Annotated in this window: 12 protein-coding genes; 8 read left to right on the forward strand and 4 right to left on the reverse strand. The window is 66.6% G+C overall.

Features of this window, described 5'->3' with window-relative positions; translation table 11 throughout:
- Window positions 1-23: 23 nt before the first annotated feature.
- A complete protein-coding gene (locus IAG39_RS02985) occupies window positions 24-2600 on the forward strand; it encodes an EAL domain-containing protein (protein ID WP_223283273.1) in 2577 nt (858 codons plus the stop codon).
- 449 nt (window positions 2601-3049) lie between these two features.
- Here IAG39_RS02985 and IAG39_RS02990 read toward each other — a convergent pair whose 3' ends face one another.
- The 3 genes from IAG39_RS02990 to IAG39_RS03000 all read right to left on the reverse strand — a co-directional run bounded on the left by IAG39_RS02990 (window position 3050) and on the right by IAG39_RS03000 (window position 9039).
- Complete coding sequence (locus IAG39_RS02990) at window positions 3050-4528, reverse strand: efflux transporter outer membrane subunit (protein WP_059373980.1); 1479 nt, start codon at window positions 4526-4528, stop codon at window positions 3050-3052.
- 73 nt (window positions 4529-4601) lie between these two features.
- On the reverse strand, window positions 4602-7817 hold the full coding sequence (locus tag IAG39_RS02995; RefSeq protein ID WP_059373979.1) for an efflux RND transporter permease subunit: 3216 nt from the start codon (window positions 7815-7817) through the stop codon (window positions 4602-4604).
- Between the two features lie 25 nt (window positions 7818-7842).
- A complete protein-coding gene (locus IAG39_RS03000; RefSeq protein ID WP_118931452.1) occupies window positions 7843-9039 on the reverse strand; it encodes an efflux RND transporter periplasmic adaptor subunit in 1197 nt (398 codons plus the stop codon).
- A gap of 383 nt (window positions 9040-9422) precedes the next feature.
- Here IAG39_RS03000 and IAG39_RS03005 point away from each other — a divergent pair, with 383 nt between their 5' ends.
- The 7 genes from IAG39_RS03005 (at window position 9423) to IAG39_RS31500 (ending at window position 18135) form a co-directional block, all read left to right on the forward strand.
- Window positions 9423-10490, forward strand: coding sequence for a LysR family transcriptional regulator (locus IAG39_RS03005; protein WP_059373977.1), 1068 nt, complete (start codon window positions 9423-9425; stop codon window positions 10488-10490).
- A 150-nt stretch (window positions 10491-10640) separates the two neighbouring features.
- A complete protein-coding gene (locus IAG39_RS03010) occupies window positions 10641-11741 on the forward strand; it encodes an AI-2E family transporter (protein WP_118931453.1) in 1101 nt (366 codons plus the stop codon).
- Window positions 11742-11746: 5 nt separating this feature from the next.
- On the forward strand, window positions 11747-12517 hold the full coding sequence (locus IAG39_RS03015; protein ID WP_059373975.1) for a phytanoyl-CoA dioxygenase family protein: 771 nt from the start codon (window positions 11747-11749) through the stop codon (window positions 12515-12517).
- A 438-nt stretch (window positions 12518-12955) separates the two neighbouring features.
- Window positions 12956-13489 carry a fimbrial protein gene (locus tag IAG39_RS03020; protein ID WP_118931454.1) on the forward strand — a complete coding sequence of 178 codons (534 nt, stop codon included), beginning with the start codon at window positions 12956-12958 and terminating at the stop codon, window positions 13487-13489.
- Window positions 13490-13622: 133 nt separating this feature from the next.
- Window positions 13623-14390, forward strand: a complete 768-nt coding sequence (locus tag IAG39_RS03025) for a molecular chaperone (protein WP_118931455.1) — start codon at window positions 13623-13625, stop codon at window positions 14388-14390.
- Between the two features lie 129 nt (window positions 14391-14519).
- Window positions 14520-17099: a fimbria/pilus outer membrane usher protein gene (locus tag IAG39_RS03030; RefSeq protein ID WP_118931456.1), complete on the forward strand. Its 2580-nt coding sequence runs from the start codon at window positions 14520-14522 to the stop codon at window positions 17097-17099.
- A gap of 574 nt (window positions 17100-17673) precedes the next feature.
- Window positions 17674-18135, forward strand: a complete 462-nt coding sequence (locus IAG39_RS31500) for a fimbrial protein (RefSeq protein WP_223283281.1) — start codon at window positions 17674-17676, stop codon at window positions 18133-18135.
- Here the strand turns inward: IAG39_RS31500 and IAG39_RS03040 are convergent.
- Entirely contained in the window at window positions 18116-19594 is a 1479-nt protein-coding gene (locus IAG39_RS03040) for an MFS transporter (protein ID WP_118931583.1), read from the reverse strand. The genes IAG39_RS31500 and IAG39_RS03040 overlap by 20 nt on opposite strands.
- Between the last annotated feature and the right edge of the window lie 69 nt (window positions 19595-19663).

Consider the following 19663-nt stretch of genomic DNA (forward strand, 5'->3'; position numbering starts at 1 on the left):
TGTTATCCGGCATGGAGCCCCATATGCTTGATTCTTATCCAGGCGTTACCGACGAGCGCCCGCAAGGCGCCGCATGGCATCCGGGCACATACCTGGCGTCCATGGATAGGGCGCTGTTGCTGTTCGATTTCAACCCGGCCGGCTCCTTGTTGAACGCCAACGCGAATTTTCTCGCCTTGGTGGGCTACGCCCGCGAAGAGGCTCCGGCGCTGCGCCATGACATGCTGTGCGACAGCATGGACGAAGGCAAGGGCATCGTCGGCGGCGAGCAGGTCTGGGCCAGGCTTCTGGGCGGCAAGCACTTCACCGGCACCTGCCGCTACCGCAAGAAGGATGGCGGCTTTGTCTGGATCGAAGCCACCTACATGCCCATCGCCGGTGAAGCCGGCGAGGTCGTCCGCATATCCGTCATCTCCCGCAAGTCCATCGCGGACGCCGATCGCCAGGAAGAGATCCGCCTCCTGTTGCTGGGCATCAACGAGACCGGCAACGCCGTCGCGGTGTCGGGCAAGGACGGCCGCATCCTCTACGTGAACGACGGCTTCCAGCGCATGCTGGGCTTTGCCCGCGGCGACGCCGTGAACCAGGAGCTGGGCGAACTGCTGGCCGGCGGCCGGCCGGACGGCGGCACGCGCGAAGAGCTGGGCCGCCGCATCGCCTGCCGCGAGGGCTACCACAAGGACGTGCTGGTCTACGACCGCGCCGGCCGCCCGTTGTGGGTGTCGGTGATGGCCAACTCCGTGTTCGACGAACGCGGCGCGCTGGTCAATATCGTGGACGTGCTGACGGACATCACGCCCACCAAGGTGCACGAAGTCCTGCAGCGCCGCGTGCTGCAAGCCATGGTCAACGAGGCCTCGGTGGTCGAGGTCATGAACATGGTGTGCCGCGAGGTCGAACGCCTGGCGCCCGAAGTCGCGGCCAGCGTCCTGCGGGTGGATGACGCCGGGCTGCTGCGGCCGCTGGCCGCGCCCAGCCTGCCGCAAGCCTATACCGACGCCTTGGACGGCGTGGCCATCGGGCCGCAGGCGGGCGCTTGCGGCACCTCCGCCTTCCTGGGCCGGCCGGTGATCGTGCCGGACATCTCCACCGATCCGCTGTGGGACGATTATCGTCACCTGCCGCTGCCGGACGACGTGAAGGCCTGCTGGTCGTCGCCGATCAAGTCCAGCGACGGCCGGGTCATAGGCACCTTCGGTTTTTATTTCCGCGAGCGGCGTCTGCCCGATGATTTCCACCACCGGCTGGTGGACGTGTGCGTGTACCTGTGCGCGCTGGCGCTGGAGCGCGAGGAGGCTCGCGCCCGGATCCGCCAGTTGGCGTTCTACGACGAACTGACCGGTCTGCCGAATCGCAACCTGCTGCTGGCGCAGGCCGAGCAGGCCATCGCGCGAGCCGAACCCGAGCGCAAGCGTGTCGCCGTCCTGTTCCTGGACCTGGATCGCTTCAAGCAGGTCAACGACACGCTGGGCCATCCCATAGGCGACGCGTTGCTGCGCGACGTGGCGCAACGCTTGCGCCGCCTGGCGCGCGCGACCGACATCGTGGGCCGCCTGTCAGGCGATGAGTTCGTGATGCTGATGCCGGACTTCGAACACGGTCGCCTGACGACCGCGGCGGAGCATGTGCTGGTCGCCCTGGCTCAGCCATTCTCGGTGGGCGGCATCACGCTGAATCCTTCGGTCAGCATCGGCATCAGCGTGTTCCCGGAGAACGGGCGCGACATGGATACGCTGCTGCGCCATGCCGACATGGCGATGTACCAGGCCAAGACGGCGGGGCGCAACCGCATCTCTTTCTTCAGCGCCGAGATGAACCGGCAGGCGCAGGAGCGCCTGGCGCTGGAGGCGGCCTTGCGCGACGCGCTGGAGGCGAAGGCCTTGCGGTTGCATTATCAGCCGCAGGTGGGGCTGAAGAACGGCCAGCTATACGGCGTCGAGGCGCTGGCGCGCTGGCGTCATCCGACGCTGGGCGATATCTCGCCAGCGCGCTTTGTGCCGCTGGCCGAGGAATGCGGGTTGATCGGCGACCTGGGCGACTGGGCGGTGCACGAGGCTTGTTCGCAACTGGCGGTCTGGCGGGCGAAGGGCCTGCGGGTGCCGTCGGTGTCGGTGAACCTGTCGGCGACGAATTTCCACAATCTGAATCTGCCGCGGTTGATCGAGGCGACGCTGGCCGAGTTTGGGCTGGCGGCGGCGGATCTGATGCTGGAGATCACGGAAGGCGTGGTGCTGGACGCGACGGCGGGTACGTTGCGGACGATTGCGGAGCTGCACCGCTTGGGCGTGCGGCTGTCGATGGACGATTTCGGGACTGGCTATTCCAGCCTGGGGCATTTGCGGCGACTGATCGTGGATGAACTGAAGCTGGATCGCAGTTTCGTGCAGGGGCTGGAGAGCGATGACGCGGCTAGGGCGTTGACCAGCGCGGTGATTCGTATCGGCGAGAGCCTGAGCCTGCCTGTGGTGGCTGAAGGCGTTGAAAATGAAGAGCAGCGGCGGTTCTTGATCGAGCAGGGGTGTGCGGCGGGGCAGGGGTTTTTGTTTTCGCCGCCGTTGCCGGCTGCTGATCTTGAGGAGTGGTTGCGGGGGCGGCCGTAGGCTTTTTGGCTGCTGCTGCTGCTGCTGCTGCTTCTTCTGTGGCTTCCGTTGGTTCTTAAGACGCCAGCCGCGTCGGGGGCCGGCGGGGCGCGGGGCAACGATTGCGGTCCGGAGCGTTCGCTCCGGACTACCCCATCCTCATCCTCGTCACCGCCTGCGGCGGTTCCTTCGGATTCCGTCGGGCTTATCGACGCCCCGCGCCCCGCCGGCCCCCGACGCGACTGGCTCGGTCGGTTGAAATTTTACGGGCGCTGGGGCGGGTGGTTTGCTTGGCGTTCTTGGCGCCGGTGGCGGTTGGCGGAAGGTCTTGCGGGGCCCGCCCCAGATCGGCCGCGCGGGCGGCCGATCTGGCGCATACGCTTGGTCTTGCGGTTGTGGTCGCTGTCGCTGTCGCGAGCGCTGCAAGCTGGTGCCGTGCTTCCAGGTGGTGCCCGCGGTGCGCCCGCTTCTTACTTCGATGCCACCGTTTCCGGCGGCACCGGGTTCTCCCAGCCGCCGCCGATGGCGCGGATCAGGCCTACTGCGGAACGCGCTTGTTCCCCACTCAGTTGCACCGCGACGCGTTGCTGCAGCAGGACGCTGCGGTCGGCTTCGATGACGTCCAGGTAGCTGATGGAGCCTTCGCGGTACTGCGTGTGCGAGAGCTTGGCGGCGCGGGCGGCGGCGTCGACGGCGGCGTCTTGCGCCTTGGTCTGGTCGGCCAGGATGCGCAGGTTGGCCAGGTTGTCTTCCACTTCGCGGAACGCGTTCAGGATGGTCTGGCGGTAGACGGCCACGTCTTCCTCGTAGACGGCGCGGGCGCGGTCCAGGCCGGCCTGGCGGCGGCCGCCGTCGAAGATCGGCATGGACAGCGCGGCGCCGACCAGGGGGCCCAGCAGGAAGGTGCGGCTGGACCACTGGAACAGGTTGCCCAGGTCCGAGGATTCGTAGCCGAAGGCGCCGGTGATGTCCAGGCGCGGGAAGAAGGCGGACTTGGCCGCGCCGACGCGGGCGTTGGCGGCGGCCATGGCGCGTTCGGCTGCGGCGATGTCGGGGCGGCGTTCCAGCAGGCTCGAGGGCAGGCCGGCGGGGATCGACAGCGCGACCTTCTGGATGGGCTGCTCGGGCATGGCGAAGTCCGACGGGGCGCGGCCCAGCAGTACGGCCAGGGCGTGTTCGGAGGCGGCGCGGCGGCGGTCGATGCCCAGGGCTTCGGATTGCGCGCTGGCCAGTTCGGCCTTGGCGCGGGCCAGGTCGAGTTCGCTGATGTCGCCGGCGTCGTAGCGGCGCTGGATCAGTTGCAGGGTGTCGGTGCGCAGCTTGACCGTCTGGCGGTAGAGCTGCGATTCGGCGTCCTGTTCGCGCACCAGGAAGTAGGTGGTGGCGACGTCGGCCTGCAGGGCCAGCAGCACGGAACGGTACAGGGCTTCGCTTTGCTGGGCATCGGCGCTGGCGGCGTCGTAGGTGGAGGCGACGCGGCCGAACAGGTCCGCTTCGTAGGACACGGCGCCTTGGGCGCGCCAGGTGGTCACGGGGCTGGTCGAGGTGCCGTCGGGCAAGCCCTGCGACACGGCCGAGGGGCGCTGGCGGTTGGGGCCGAAGGCGGCGTCCAGGTTGGGGAAGAAGCCGGCGCGGGCTTCGCGTTGCAGCGCGCGTGACTGGGTCAGGCGGGCGGCGGCGGCCTGCAGGTTCTGGTTGGCCTTCTGGGCTTCTTCCTGCAGCTGGTTCAGGCCTTCGTCGCCGAATACCTTCCACCAGGCGCCGCGCAGCGCGTCTTCGGACGGCTCGGCGGTTTTCCAGGTGCCGGCCTCGGAAGCGGGCAGGGCGGCTTCCTTGAAGGCCGCGGGCACCGCGGCCGAGGGGCGTTCGTAGGTGGGGCCCACCGCGCAGCCGGCCAGCACGAGCAGGACGGCAAGCAGGGCGGAACCGCGGGTCAGTCTTTTGATCATGATGACTATTCTCTTGTGGGCGCCTCCCGCCTGCGGGGCGGAAGGCGCTGTCTAGCTACTCTGGTGGTCCGGCTCAGGCGTGATGTTGCGGGGCCGGCGGCGCGTTCGGGTCCAGGTGCGGTACGCACACGGGAGCCTCGTGCGGTGCGGCGGAGTGCAGGGTCTTGCCGCCCAGCGTGCGCAGCAGCACGTAGAACACGGGGGTCAGGAACAGGCCGAACAGGGTCACGCCCAGCATGCCGAAGAACACGGCGATGCCCATGGCCTGGCGCATTTCAGAACCCGCGCCCGAAGACAGCACCAGCGGCACCACGCCCATGATGAACGCGATGGACGTCATCAGGATGGGGCGCAGACGCAGGCGGCTGGCCTCGATGGCGGCGTCCAGGGGACTGCGGCCGTTCATTTCCAGTTCGCGGGCGAATTCCACGATCAGGATCGCGTTCTTCGCCGACAGGCCCACCAGCACCATCAGGCCGATCTGCGTGAAGATGTTGTTGTCGTTGCCGGTCAGGTAGACGCCCGTCAGCGCGGCCAGGATGCTCATAGGCACGATCAGGATCACGGCCAGCGGCAGGGTCAGGCTTTCGTACAGCGCCGCCAGCACCAGGAACACCAGCAGCACGCTGATCGGGAACACCCACAGGCCGGCGTTGCCCGCCAGGATCTGCTGGTAGGTCAGGTCGGTCCATTCCATCTTCATGCCGCGCGGCAGGGTTTCGGCGGCGACGCGTTCGGCCGCGGCCTGGGCCTGGTCGGACGAGTAGCCGGGCGCCGGACCGCCGTTGATGTCGGCGGCGGTGTAGCCGTTGTAGCGCACCACCATTTCCGGGCCGAAGGTCTGGTTGACGGTGACGAGCGAGGACAGCGGCACCATTTCACCGGCGACGTTGCGGGTCTTCAGTTGCAGGATGTCGTCGGCGTGCGCGCGGAATTGCGCGTCGGCTTGCGCCCGCACCTGGAAGACGCGGCCGAAACGGTTGAAGTCGTTGACGTACATCGAGCCCAGGTAGATCTGCATGGTGTCGAAGACTTCCGTCACCGGCACGCCCAGCTGCTTGGCCTTGACGCGGTCCAGGTCCACGTCCAGCTGCGGCACGTTGATCTCGTAGCTGGAGAAGGCGGGGCCCAGTTCCGGCGTCTGGCGGGCCTTTTCCAGGAACGCTTGCTTGGCCTTGTCCAGCTCGGCGTAGCCTGCCGCGCTGCGGTCTTCGATCTGGAACTTGAAACCGCCCAGCGTGCCCAGGCCCATCACGGGCGGGGGCGGGAACACGGCGATGAACGAGTCCTGGATGGCCGCGAACTTCTGGTTGAGCGAGCCCGCGATGGCGTCGCCCGACAGCGCGGCGTTCTTGCGCTCTTCGAAGGGCTTGAGCATGACGAACACGATGCCGGCGCTGGAGCTGTTGGTGAAGCCGTTGATGGACAGGCCGGGGAACGCGATGGTGCTCTGCACGCCGGGTTCCTTCAGGGCGATGTCGCTCATGCGGCGGATCACCGAGTCGGTGCGGTCCAGCGAGGCGCCGTTGGGCAGCTGCGTGAAGGCGATCAGGTACTGCTTGTCCTGCGCGGGCACGAAGCCGCCGGGCACCAGGTAGGAGACGCCGACGGTGGCGGCCACCAGCACGGCGTACACGCCCATGGCGCTGGCCTTGCGGCGGATCACGCGGGTCACGCCCGTGCCATAGGACTCGGACGCGCGGCCGAACATGTTGTTGAACCAGTTGAAGAAGCGGCCGAAGACGCGGTTCATGCCACGGGTCAGCCAGTCGGGCTTGTCGTGGTGGCTCTTGAGCAGGATGGCCGACAGCGCGGGCGACAGGGTCAGCGAGTTGAAGGCCGAGATCACCGTCGAGATGGCGATGGTCATGGCGAACTGCTTGTAGAACTGGCCGGTCAGGCCCGTCATGAAGGCCAGCGGCACGAACACCGCGCACAGCGTCAGCGCAATGGCGATGATGGGGCCGCTGACTTCACGCATGGCGCGATAGGTCGCATCGCGCGGACTCAGGCCCGCCGCGATGTTGCGCTCCACGTTTTCCACCACCACGATGGCGTCGTCCACCACGATGCCGATGGCCAGCACCATGCCGAACAGCGACAGCGCGTTGATGGAGTAGCCGAACATCAGCAGCAGGGCGAAGGTACCCACGATGGAAACGGGCACCGCCAGCAGCGGGATGATGGAGGCGCGCCAGGTCTGCAGGAACAGGATCACCACCAGCACCACCAGGGCGATCGCTTCCAGCAGCGTGGTCACCACGGCCTTGATGCTGGCGCGCACGAATTGAGTGGGGTCGTATTCGATGCGGTATTCCACGCCCGGCGGGAAGTCCTGCGACAGCTCGGCCATGGCGGCGCGCACCTGGCTGGACACGTCCAGCGCGTTGGCGCCCGGCGACTGCATGATGCCCATGCCCACCGCCTGCTTGTTGTCCAGCAGCGAACGCAAGCCGTATTCCTGCGCGTCCAGTTCTACGCGGGCCACGTCCGACAGGTGCGTCACGGCGCCGTCGGGCGAGGTCTTCAGGATGATGTCGCGGAATTCCTCTTCGGTCTGCAGGCGGCCGCGGGCATTCACGTTCAGCTGCAGCGGCACGTCGCCCAGCGTGGGGGAGGCGCCGATGACGCCGGCGGCGACCTGCACGTTCTGTTCGCGGATGGCAGCGACCACTTCGCTGGCGGTCATGCCGCGCTGGGCGACTTTCTGCGGGTCCAGCCAGACGCGCATGGAATAGTTGCCCGAGCCCCACACCGTCACTTCGCCCACGCCGGTGATGCGGGCGAGGCGGTCCTTGACGTTCAGGATCGCGTAGTTGCGCAGGTAGGTGATGTCGTAGCGGTCATTGGGCGAAATCAGGTGCACCACCAGCGTCAGCGTGGGCGAGCTCTTGGCCGTGGTCACGCCCAGGCGCTGCACGTCCGGCGGCAGGCGCGGCAGCGCTTGCGACACCCGGTTCTGCACCAGTTGCTGAGCCTTGTCCGGGTCCACGCCGAGCTTGAAGTTGACCGTCAGGGTCAGGTTGCCGTCGCTGTTGGCCTGCGACTGCATGTACAGCATGTCCTCGACGCCGTTGATGGATTCCTCCAGCGGCGAAGCCACGGTTTCGGCGATGACCTTGGGGTTGGCGCCCGGATACTGCGCACGCACGACCACGGACGGCGGCACCACTTCCGGATACTCGGAGATGGGCAGCTGGAACATGGCCAGCAGGCCCGCCAGCAGCACCAGGACCGATAGCACGCCGGCGAAGATCGGCCGGTCGATGAAGAATTTCGAGATATTCATGGACGTTCTCGTTAGACGCGCCGGCTCAGTTCAGCTTCGCCGAGGCGGTCTTGACCGGGTTGCGTTGGGCCGCAACCATGGGGACGACGGTGGGGGTCACGGCATCGCCGGGACGGACGCGCTGCAGGCCGTTGACGACGATGCGTTCGCCGGCGGCCAGGCCCGAATCGACCACGCGCAGGCCTTCCTGGTTGGCGCCCAGCTTGACCTGGCGATAGACGGCATGGTTCTTGTCGTCCAGCACCAGCACGTAGCGCTTGTCCTGGTCGGTGCCGATGGCCTTTTCGTCGATCAGCACGGCCTGGCGCGGTTCGCTGCCGCCCAGGCGGACACGGGCGTACAGGCCGGGCAGCAACTGGCCGTCGGCGTTGTCGAACTCGGCGCGCACGCGGATCGTGCCGGAGGTGGTGTCCAGGCGGTTGTCCACGGACTGCACGACGCCGGTGCGCGAATAGCCTTCCTCGTTGGCCAGGCCCAGCTCCACCGGCACGGCGCCGGCGCGGCCGCCGCGCGCGGGGTTCACATAGCGCAGGAAGGTTTGTTCGTCCACGTCGAACGATGCGTACATCTTGGACACCGACACCAGCCGGGTCAGCGGCACCGATGCGGCGCCGGCCGCCACCACGTTGCCTACCGTGACCTCGGCGCGCGACACGCGGCCGTCCACGGGGGCTTCGATGCGGGTGTAGCCGAGGTTCAGCTTGGCATAGTCCAGCGCGGCCTGGGCGCCTTGCAGGTTGGCGGCGGCTTCGCGGGCGGCGTTCTGCTTTTCCTCGAAATCGCGGCGGGCGATGGCGTTGTCCGTCAGCAGGCGCTGGCCGCGGGCCAGTTCGCTGGCGGTGTACGAGGCGCGGGCCTTCGCGGCGGTCAGGGCGGCTGCGGCGCGGTCCACCTCGGCCGCGTAGGGGCGCGGGTCGATGGTGAAGAGCACGTCGCCCTTCTTGACGATGCTGCCGTCCTGGAAGTGCACGGCGGTCAGGGTGCCCGACACCAGGGGGCGGATGTCGACGCGGTCGATGGCTTCCAGGCGGCCGGAGTAGCGCTGCCAGTCCACGATGGTCTTGTTCAGCACCTCGGCCACTTCGACCGGGGGCGCCGAGGGGGCGGTCTGCGCCTGTGCGGCATTGGCGCCAGCGGGAGCGCGGAACAGGGCATAACCGCCGCCGGCGGCGATGATGGCGGCAAAGACGGCGAGCACAGCAATACGATTGCGCGAAACCATGGTGTTTCCTTGAGAGATGATGGGGCGAAAGCGCGCTTGCCTGGATGAGCCTGGGGGCGGGAGGCGGCTGCGGCGGCCTGGGGCAGGCCTGTCTTCAGGATCTGGCGGAAATGCTGCGGTGCAACATGAAATGCTGCTGCGCATCCCAGGCAAAGGCGCCTGATCGGGGCGGGTCTTTGCTTTGCCGGAATCTGAGGATAGGCATGCCCTTTGATGGCGCCTGGCGGCAAGGGCACTTCAAGATGGTTTGCATTCTGAGCGGTTTAGGGGGTCGGATAAACCCTGATGTTTCGGCAACACTAGTCGCAAGGATCGACTAATCAGCATCGAAATCGGGTTATGCTCCGTCCACACCGACTATTTCCCCAAAGGACACCGTCGCCATGGACCGTTTTCAGGCTATGCAGGTGTTTGTGCGCGTCGTGGACGCCAATAGCTTCACCCGGGCGGCCGACAGCCTCTCGCTTCCGCGCACCACCGTCACCACCATCATCCAGAACCTCGAACGCCTGTTGGGCGTGCGCCTGCTCAACCGCACCACGCGCCGTATCGGCCTCACGCCTGACGGCGCCGGCTATTACCAGCACTGCGTGCGCATCCTGGCCGACGTCGAGGAAACCGAGGCCTGCTTCCAGGAAGCGGCCCTGCGCCTGAAGGGCAGGTTGCGCATCGATGCGCCCACCTGCATCGGGCGGCTGATCCTGATCCCTTCATTGTGTGATTTCCACGACAAATACCCCGACGTGGAGCTGGTGCTGGGCTTGGGCGACCGCCCGGTCGACATGGTGCAGGAGGCCGTGGATTGCGTGATCCGCGCCGGCGACCTTGAGGATTCCAGCCTGGTCGCGCGCCGCATCGGCACCCTGCAGAGCGTGACCTGCGCCTCGCCCACCTATGTGGCGCGCCATGGCCTGCCGCAGAGCATCGACGAACTGCGCGACCACCACGCCGTGCACTATTTCTCCAGCCGCACCGGACGCAATTGCGCCTGGGACTTCCGCGTCGACGGCAAGCACCAGGAAGTCGAAATGAAGGGCGTGGTGTCGGTGAACGAGTCCGGCGCCTACCTGGATTGCGGACTGAAGGGCTTCGGCCTGATCCAGACCCCGCGTTACATGGCGCTGCCGCATCTGCAATCGGGCGAGCTCATCGAAGTGCTGCCGCAATGGAAGCCCAGCGCCACCGCGATTTCGGTGCTGTATCCGCAAAGCCGCCAGCTGTCGCCCAAGGTGCGCGCCTTCACCGACTGGGCCGCCGAATTGTTCGCCAGCTGCCCGCTGCTGAGCGGCCGCGACGAGACCGACCCCGCCGCCGCCAGCTGCGGCGTGTACGCGCGCCAGACCGGCCAGGCGACCATCCAGACGTCCGCAGCCCCCAGGCCGGCGCTCGAGGAGTACCTGCCGCCGCGCCGCCGTACTGCGCGCGAAGAGGCCGCGGAATACGCTTTGTAAGCGTATGGGGTGGGGGGCGGATCCGCCCTCCACCTGGAGAATCACGGGAAACCCCGTAGTAAATACAGACCTTGCGTCCCTCGAATTCCACGAAACGTCTGTATAGTCCGACAGTCAAAGCCTACAACGTCCTTACTGTCGATCCGCTCCATGCAGCCTGTACTACCCGCTTATCTGATCGCCCGTTGGCTTTTGTTGCTCGTGCTGTTGGCGGGGGTGTACTTCCTCAGCGGTTTCCTGGTCCCCGCGCTTGCCGCACTCATCATCGGCCTGGCCAGCTGGCCCTTGTACCAGCGCCTGCTCACCCGTTGCGGCGGCCGCAGCGCGCTGGCCGCCTCGCTGGCGCTGCTGGTGGTGATCGTCGTGCTGATCGTGCCGATGTCGTTCGCGCTGTCCTACGCCATCAAGGAAGCCAGCACTTTCTTCGCCTGGGCCATCGCCGCCAACCGCCATGGCGTGGCCGTGCCCAACTGGATCACATCCATGCCCGTGGTGGGCGAGCGCCTGGGCCAGTACTGGGAATCCTATATCGGCCAGCCGCATGCGTTGGGCGCCCTGGTCGAGGCCGTCAGCGGCGAGCATCTGGGCAATATCTACCGCATGGTCCTGGCGGCCACGGGCAACGTGTTCCAGCTGCTGCTGACCGTGCTGTTCATGCTGATCACGCTGTTCTTCGTCTACAAGGACGGCATCCGCATGGTGGCCCAGCTGGACGTGCTGGGCGAACGCATCCTGCCGGCGCGCTGGCAGCGCTTTTCGCGCGTGGTGCCGGCCACCATCAATTCCACCGTCACCGGCATGGGCCTGATCGCCCTGGGCGAAGGCGTGGTGCTGGGCATCGCCTACTGGGTCGCGGGCGTGCCGTCGCCCGTGCTGCTGGGCGTGGTCACCGGCTTCATGGCGCTGATACCGGGCGGCGCGCCGCTGTCGTTCACCCTGGTGTCGCTGTACCTGGTGGGCTCGGGCCATCTGGTGGCGGGCATCGCCCTGATGGTCTGGGGCAGCGTGGAACTCTTCATCGTCGACAAGACCCTGCGCCCGCGCCTGGTGGGCGGACCGGTCAAGCTGCCTTTCCTGCCGACCTTCTTCGGGCTGGTGGGGGGCGTAAAGACGATGGGCATCGTCGGGCTGTTCGTCGGCCCCGTGCTGATGGCCCTGCTGGTGGCGGTGTGGCGCGAATGGGTGCACCATGAGGTGCAGGAACGCGATGCCGCCCGCATCAATCCTCCCGCCCAACCCCCTGCTGCTTGAATGCCATGTTGTTGCCTGATGATCAGATAGCCGTCCTGCGCGAGCAGGGCTTCGTGGTGGCGCGCCAGTTCGCCAGCCCGGAACAGGTAGCGGCGCTGCGCGCCCTCGCCGAACGCCATTTGCGCGACCACGTCGCGCCCATCGAATACGAAGCCGACCTGCGCTATCCCGGCGCGCCCGAGTCGCGCGCCGCCGAGGGCGGGCTGACCGTGCGCCGCCTGCTCGGCGCCTACGGCCGCGATCCCTTGTTCGCGCAATGGGCCACCGATGCGCGCATCGGCCAGTGGCTGGGGCGCTACTTCGGCGAAACGCCGGTGCTGTCCACCGTGCACCACAACTGCGTGATGACCAAGCATCCCGCCTATGGCAGCCTGACGGGCTGGCACCAGGACATCCGCTACTGGTCGTTTTCCGACACGGACCTGGTCTCCACCTGGCTGGCGCTGGGCCCGGAAACCCGCGCCAACGGCGGCCTGTCCTTCATCCCGGGTTCGCACGCCGCCGCCTTCGCGCCGGAACAGTTCGACCAGCAGAAGTTCTTCCGCGACGACGCGCCCCAGAATGCCGAATGGATCGCCCGCGCGGTGTGCCCGGAACTGCAGGCGGGCGACGTGGTGTTCTTCCATTGCCGCACCCTGCACGCGGCCCAAGGCAACGCCAGCGATCGCGTGAAGCTGTCGCTGGTGCACACCTACCATCCGCAGTCCTGTCACCCGCTGCCGGGCACGCGCTCGGCCAGCCAGCCTGGCGTGCCGCTGCTTACCAAGGCAGCCTGACGTAATTGGGCAGCGCCGCGTTCAGCGGCGCTGCCCTGCCTATCCTGGGCCGCAGCCGCGGCGCCATCTTCCCACCCGCCGTTGCGCCGGGTGCGGCCACTCATGAATTGATCCTTACCTAGGTCCGGACTCGCGCCTGGACGGTCAATGACCCTTTTTTTCTTCCGCGTCTTGCTTCAGGCGGGACTGATCGCGGACGCCTTTCCCGGGGCTGGCGGGGCCGCATTTACAGAATGGGCCTAGTCCTATGCCTTGCGCGGATAGGAGCGGACTAGCCCGATGGGCGGCCAAAGCGGCGAAATCTACGATGCAGTTGTTGAGTACGCGAACTGAAAAAGGCCAGTCCCCAACGGCCCGGCATCCGGAGTGTACGCAGCAAGGAACTGCCCGAAACGGCGATTTCTCCTCACCTCAAAACCCCAACTCAAAAGACTCATCATGAAAAAGACCCTCCTGACCGCCGCCCTGGCCATCGCCGGCCTCGCCACCTTCGCCAGCGCCCACGCCGCTGACGGCACCATCGAATTCACCGGCAACATCACCGCCAACACCTGCTCCATCAACGGCGGCAACGGCGGCGAAAACTTCACCGTGGCGCTGCCCACCGTGTCGTCCAAGACGCTGGAAGTCGCGGGTTCCACCGCCGGCCGCACGCCGTTCAAGATCGCGCTGAGCGGTTGCACCTCGGATCAGCCGGTTTCGGTGCACTTCGAAGGCGGCCCCACCGTTTCGCAGGAAACGGGTCGCCTCATGGTTGACGCCGGCGGCGCTAGCCAGGTCGAACTGGGCCTGCTGAACAACTCGTTCGGCGAAATCAAGGCCGGCGCGGCCACCGGCCAGCAGAACTCGCAGGTTGTGAACCTGGCCAACGGCAAGGCTGACCTGGACTACTTCGTCGAATACCACTCGCTGGGCAACGCCACCGCTGGTGCAGCCAACTCGCGCGTGCAGTACTCGATCTCCTACCAGTAATGCGCCGGCTCGGCGGCCGCTTCCCGGGGCCGCCGAGACAGGTGTTTCCCTGCAAGCCGTCTCACCCCGCTCCCCGAGACGGCTTGGAAGGAAACCGACCATACACGCAGCATCCACCACCAAGGGCTACATCATGAAAAATCTACGCCGCACCCTGATGGCCACCGCAGCGCTCGCAGCGGGCTGTTTCGCACTCCAGGCGCAAGCCAGCGTCGTGATCGCCAGCACGCGCGTGATCTATCCCGCGCAAGAGCGCGAGGTCACCATCAAGCTGAGCAACGACGGCCGCACGCCCGCGCTGATCCAGTCCTGGCTGGATGACGGCAACATCACGGATGCTCCGGAAAAGCTGAAGGTTCCCTTCATGCTGACGCCCGCCATTTTTCGCGTGGACCCGGGCAAGGGACAGACGCTGCGCCTGATCCATACCAAGGAAGCGATGGTGCAGGACAAGGAAAGCCTGTACTGGCTCAACGTGCTGGAAGTCCCGCCCAAGGCCCAGGCCGGCGAGGACGCCAACCGCCTGCAGATCGCGTTCCGCACGCGCATCAAGGTGATGTACCGCCCGCAAGGCCTGCCGGGCCTGGCGGAAGAGGCGCCGGCGCAGTTGCGTTGGGAGGTCGCTCCCGCCGCGGCGGGCAAGGGCTACGCGCTGAAGGCCAGCAATCCCACGCCCTACGTCGTGAATCTGGGCAAGGTGAGCCTGCAGTCGGGCGGCCAGTCCTTCGACGCCGGCGCCGGCTACGTCAAGCCGGGCGAGTCCGCGCTCTTCCCCATCGCGGGGATGACGTCCGCGCCCGCCGCCGGCGCGCAGGTCAAGTTCAACAGCATCAACGACTGGGGCGCCAATGTCGAAGGTTCGCAGCCTTTGACGTCGGGGGCCGCGTCCGCCGCGCGCTAAGCCTGCCCGCCGCGCAAGCGCGCGGCGCCACCTTCCAGAAAACCTCTTTGCGATGGATGCCGGCAACGGCATCCCGGGGAGGGTTTTGCCCAGCGTTTTCACCGATACCACTCTTTCAACGCCGTCATCATGAAGCAAATCCTTTCAAAGCTCCTGCATACGCGAGATTGCGCCGGCCAGCGCTTGACGCCCTTGTGCGCGGCACTGCTGGTGGCCCTGGCCGCGCATGACCAGGAGGCGCGCGCCGCCGACACCGCCGCATCCGGGAACATGGTGGCCTCGGTGGAGTTCGAGGACGCCTTCCTGATGGGTGGTGCGGGCCAGCGTACCGACCTGTCGCGCTTTGCCAAGGGAAATGCGGCGGCGCCCGGCAACTATTCGGTGGACCTGTTCATCAACCAGGGCTATGTCGGCCGCGTGGAAGTGCCGTTTGCGCCGGTCGCCGGCGAGGCGGCGGCGCAGCCCGTGTTCGACCGCCAACTGCTGCAACGCATCGGCGTCGACCTGGGCAAGCTGTCCGCCGAGGCGACCGACAAGCTGGCGCAAGGCGACAGCCTGCGTCTGGACGACATCGCCGCCGACGCGGGCAGTGATTTCGACTTCGGCGACCAACGCCTGGACCTGAGCATTCCCCAGGCCTCCATGAGCCGTCACGCCCGCGGCTATGTCAGTCCGGAACTGTGGGACTCGGGCGTGAATGCGGCCATGCTGAATTACGACTTCAATCTGTACAACTACCGCAACAACGCCTTTGGCGGCACGCAGCGGCAGGGCTATCTGGGCCTGCGCGCGGGCGCCAACCTGGGCGACTGGCGCCTGCGCCACAATGGCTCCTACTCTTTCGATTCCCAGGGCCGCCGCCAATATCAGAACCTCTCGACCTACGCGCAGCGCGAGATCGTGGCGCTGTCGTCCCAGCTGACCCTGGGCGAAGCCTACACCAGCGGCGAACTGTTCGACTCCACGCCCTTCAAGGGCGTGCGCCTGGCCAGCGACGACCGCATGCTGCCCGATTCGATGCGCGGCTACGCGCCGGTGGTGCGGGGCGTGGCCAACAGCAACGCGCGCGTCACCATCCGCCAGAACTCGGTCATCATCTACGAGACCACGGTGGCGCCTGGCGCCTTCGAAATTACCGACCTGTACGCCACCGGCTACGGCGGCGACCTGGACGTGTCGGTCCAGGAAGCCGATGGCAGCGTGCGCAAATTCTCCGTGCCCTACGCGGCCGTGCCGATGTCGCTGCGTCCCGGCGTGAGTCGCTACAGCGTGGTGGGCGGCGCCGTGCGCAACAAGCAGCTGTCCAAAAGCCCGCATTTCGTGCAGGCCACCTACCAGCGCGGCCTGTCCAACCTGGTGACGGGCTATGCCGGCGCCACCGTGGCGCAGAACTACACCTCGGCACTGCTGGGTGGCACCCTCAATACGTCCTTCGGCGCCGTGGGCCTGGACGCGACCCAGTCGCGCCTGTCGATGAATGGCGCCACGCATACCGGCACCAGCATGCGCGCCAGCTATGCCAAGAGCCTGCCCGCCACGGGCACCAACGTCTCCATCGCGGCGTACCGCTATTCCACCGGCGGCTTCTACGGCCTGAACGAAGCCATGAATTCGCTATACGGCTACGGCCAGTACCGTTATTCCGGCAGCATGGTGCGCGAGCGCAACCGCGCTTCGCTCGTCATCAGCCAGCAACTGGGCGGAGAGCGCGGCAGCATCAACCTTACCGGCTCGGCCGTGGACCATTGGAACCGCGACCGCCGCGACGTGAACTACAGCATTGCCTACGCCAACACCTACAAGAGCATGGGCTACAACCTGACCGTCCAGCGTCAGCGCGACAGCCGCCAGCAGATGGGCACCGCGGTGTATGCGACCTTCAGCATTCCGTTGGGCAAGAGCAGCCCGCTCAGTCTGTCGACCAATGCTGGACGCGATTCCAACGGGCGCATGCAGCTGCAAAGCACGCTGTCCGGCTCCACGGGCGAGGATCATCAGCTGTCATACAGTCTCAGTGCCGACCACGCTTCCGGCGGCTCGGGCGGCAGCATGAACGGCGGCAGCGCCAGCATGCTTTACCGCGCGCCGGTCGCCGATTTCATGGGCAGCGCGGGTGTGGGGACGGGTTATTCGCAAAGCTCGGTCGGCATGCGCGGCGCGGTCGTCGTGCATCCGGGCGGCCTCACGCTGTCCCAGCCGCTGTCGGAAACCTTCGGCATCGTCGAAGCGCCTGATGCGGAAGGCGCGCGCCTGCTCAACGCCTCCGGCGTGCGCGTCAACAGCCGCGGCTATGCCGTCGTGCCGCATCTGACGCCGTATCGCATGAACACGGTGGATATCGATCCCAAGGGTCTGTCCACCGACGTCGAGCTGCAGGTCACCAGCCAACAGGTGGCGCCGCGCGCAGGCGCGGTCGCGATGCTGCGGTACGCCACGGTTTCGGGCCGGTCAGCGATGTTGCAGGTCCTGCGGGCCGACGGCAAGCCGCTGCCCTTCGGTGCCAGCGTGCAGGACGAGCACGGCGTCGAGGTCGGGCTGGTCGGGCAGGCCAGCCGTATCCTGGCCCGCGGTCTGCAGGACATGGGCCAATTGACTGTCAGATGGGGCGAGCAGCTTGACGACAGTTGCCGCATGAACTATGAGCTGCCAGTCATGGAAAAAGACACGCGTTCCGACGGCTATTGGCAGGTCGAAACCCGCTGCAATTAGCAGTTTCTCTCTATCTATCGTCGATCGGAATCGCAAAATGAACACGTTTCGAAAGCTGCTTTTACTAGGCGCCACGCTACTGGCGTTGGTCTTTTCCTCCAACGCCGCCGCTAGTGTTAGTTGTTACACTACTTGGCAAATGGGGTTGCTCCTTCCCGCCGAACTTGAGCTCGATCCCAACGCGGCTAACGGTGAGGTGCTGTGGTCCAGCACATTTATCCCTCCGCTACTAAAAGCAGGCCTGTGCAGCACGAGTGGCGAAACTACCCTGACTTTCCGCGGCCTTTCGGAGTCGGGTCAGCCGGCGGGTATCTACTATTCTGGAATCCCGGGAGTAGGCGCACGCTTCAAAACGAAATATAGGAATTGCCCCGAGGGTTACTGGCCGGTAGTTTGCAGATCCAACTTTGGGCCCGAGCCAGGGCCGATCGAGTTCTATATCGAACTGATCAAGATTGGGACGGTTCGCCCAACGGTCGTGTACTGCTGCGGGATGTCGGTGGCTCTCATGGATCCCCCCTACCCCGAAGGTGCTTACGTAGGTTTCGCATATGCAGGGAAAGTCTCCGTAATAATGAAGAGGAAGCCGACTTGTTCATTTCCATCGAACAGCAGTATTCAGGCTTCATTGGCTACTGTCTCCGCAGGCAGTTTCAGGGGTGTTGGTTCCACGTCCCCTGAGCGGCCCTTCAAGATTGATCTGAGCTGCAAGGATGGGGATGGCGTAACACCAATGGATGCGTACGTCACGCTGACGGACGCCACCGATCCCGGCAACCGTTCCACTGTATTGACGCTGTCGCCGGAATCTAGCGCCAAAGGCGTCGGGGTCGAAGTCTTGAACGGGACCACGGTGCTGGGATATGGCGCGGATTCGAATGAGCTTGGCAACCCGGGTCAGTGGAAGGCAGGCACCGTGTCTCCCGGGACCAGCGTCTTTTCCATACCGTTGGCGGCACGCTACGTGCAGACGGAATCGGTCGTGACGCCAGGATCCGCCAACGCCCGCGCCACCTTCACGATGAGCTATCAGTAGCGGCCTGGCCTGCTTGCGCGCGGCGGCCCAGCCGCCACAGCAGCGCCGCCGCGGCCAGGATCGCCGCGACATTGAATTGCATTGCGCTGGCGAACGCTTGCGCATGGCGTTCGGCGGCGCTTGCGCCGGCGTAGGCTTCCAACGTTGCGCTGAACAGCATGCCCGCCGCCGACACGCCCAGCGCCGCGCCCACCTGCTGCAAGGTCGACACCACGCCCGCCGCCATGCCGGCCTGGCGGTCCTCGACGAAGCCCAGTGCCAGGTTCACCAGCGGCGTATTGACTGCGCCCTGGGCCGCGCCCAGCCATACCAGCGCGGGTAGCAGCGACCACGGCGCGAGGCTGGCGCCGGCCGCGCCCACTTGCAGCATCAAGGCCGCGGTGGCGCCGCCGTACAGCAGCGCAGCCAGCGCGATGGCGCGCGTGCCGAAGCGCGCCACCAGCCGCGGCGCGGCCATCGACCCGGCGATGAAGCCCACGCTGGCTGGCGCGAAGATCAGGCCGGCCGTCAGCGCGTCCAGCCCGAAGCCCGTTTGCATCAGCAGCGCGTAGCAAAGGAACATGGCGCTGGCGGTGGAGAACACCAGCAGCACCAGCAGGCAGCCCGCCGCGAAGCGCGGCTGCGCCAGCAAGGCCATGTCGACCAGGGGCGCGCCGCCGCGGGCCGCGATGCGGCGCTGCATGCGCGCGAACAATGCCAGCGCGACGACCGCAGCCGCGCCGCAAGCCACGGTCCACGCAGGCCAGTGCCGCGAGGGGCCTTCGATCAGCGCCAGCAACAGCAAGGTCAGCCCGGTTCCCGCCAGCGCCGCGCCGGGCCAGTCCATGCGCGCGCCCGAAGGCTCGCGCGATTCCGGGATATGGCGGGCCAGGCGCCACGCCAGCAGGCCCACGGGCACGTTGAGCAGGAAGATGCTGCGCCATGCCAGGCCGAACAGGTCGGCGTGCACGATCCCGCCGCCCAGCACTTGCCCCGCGATGGCCGCCAGCCCCAACGTCATGCCCAGCAGGCCAAACGCCCGCTGCCGTTCGCGGCCCTGGTAGCTGACGCGGATCAGCGCATAGACCTGCGGAAACAGCATGGCCGCCGCAGCGCCTTGCAGCACGCGCGCGGCGATCAATGTGTCCGCGGTGGGTGCGACGCCGCATAGCGCCGAGGCCAGCGCGAATGCCGCCATGCCCAGCATGAACAGGCGCCGCCGGCCGTGGCGGTCGCCCAGCCGGCTGCCGGCGATCAGCAGCACGCCATAGGCCAGTTCGTAGGCCGCGATGATGAAGCTGATCTGCGCGAAGCTGGCGGACAGGGTGGACTGCATGCTGGGGATGGCGACGTTCACCACGAACAGGTCGAAGATCGTGATGAAGCCGCCCGACAGCAGTACGGCCAGGCCCAGGCGGCCCAGGACGGGCTGCTGCCGCGCGGCGTGCAAACCAGGGCAGGGGAGTGTGGAGGAAGACATGGAAAGCGCCATCGGAATCTGAATGGACGCTATTCTGGAGAGGCTTTTAGCCTTATACAATTTAGCTGC

The organism is Achromobacter xylosoxidans, from assembly GCF_014490035.1.
GTDB lineage: Bacteria > Pseudomonadota > Gammaproteobacteria > Burkholderiales > Burkholderiaceae_B > Achromobacter > Achromobacter bronchisepticus_A.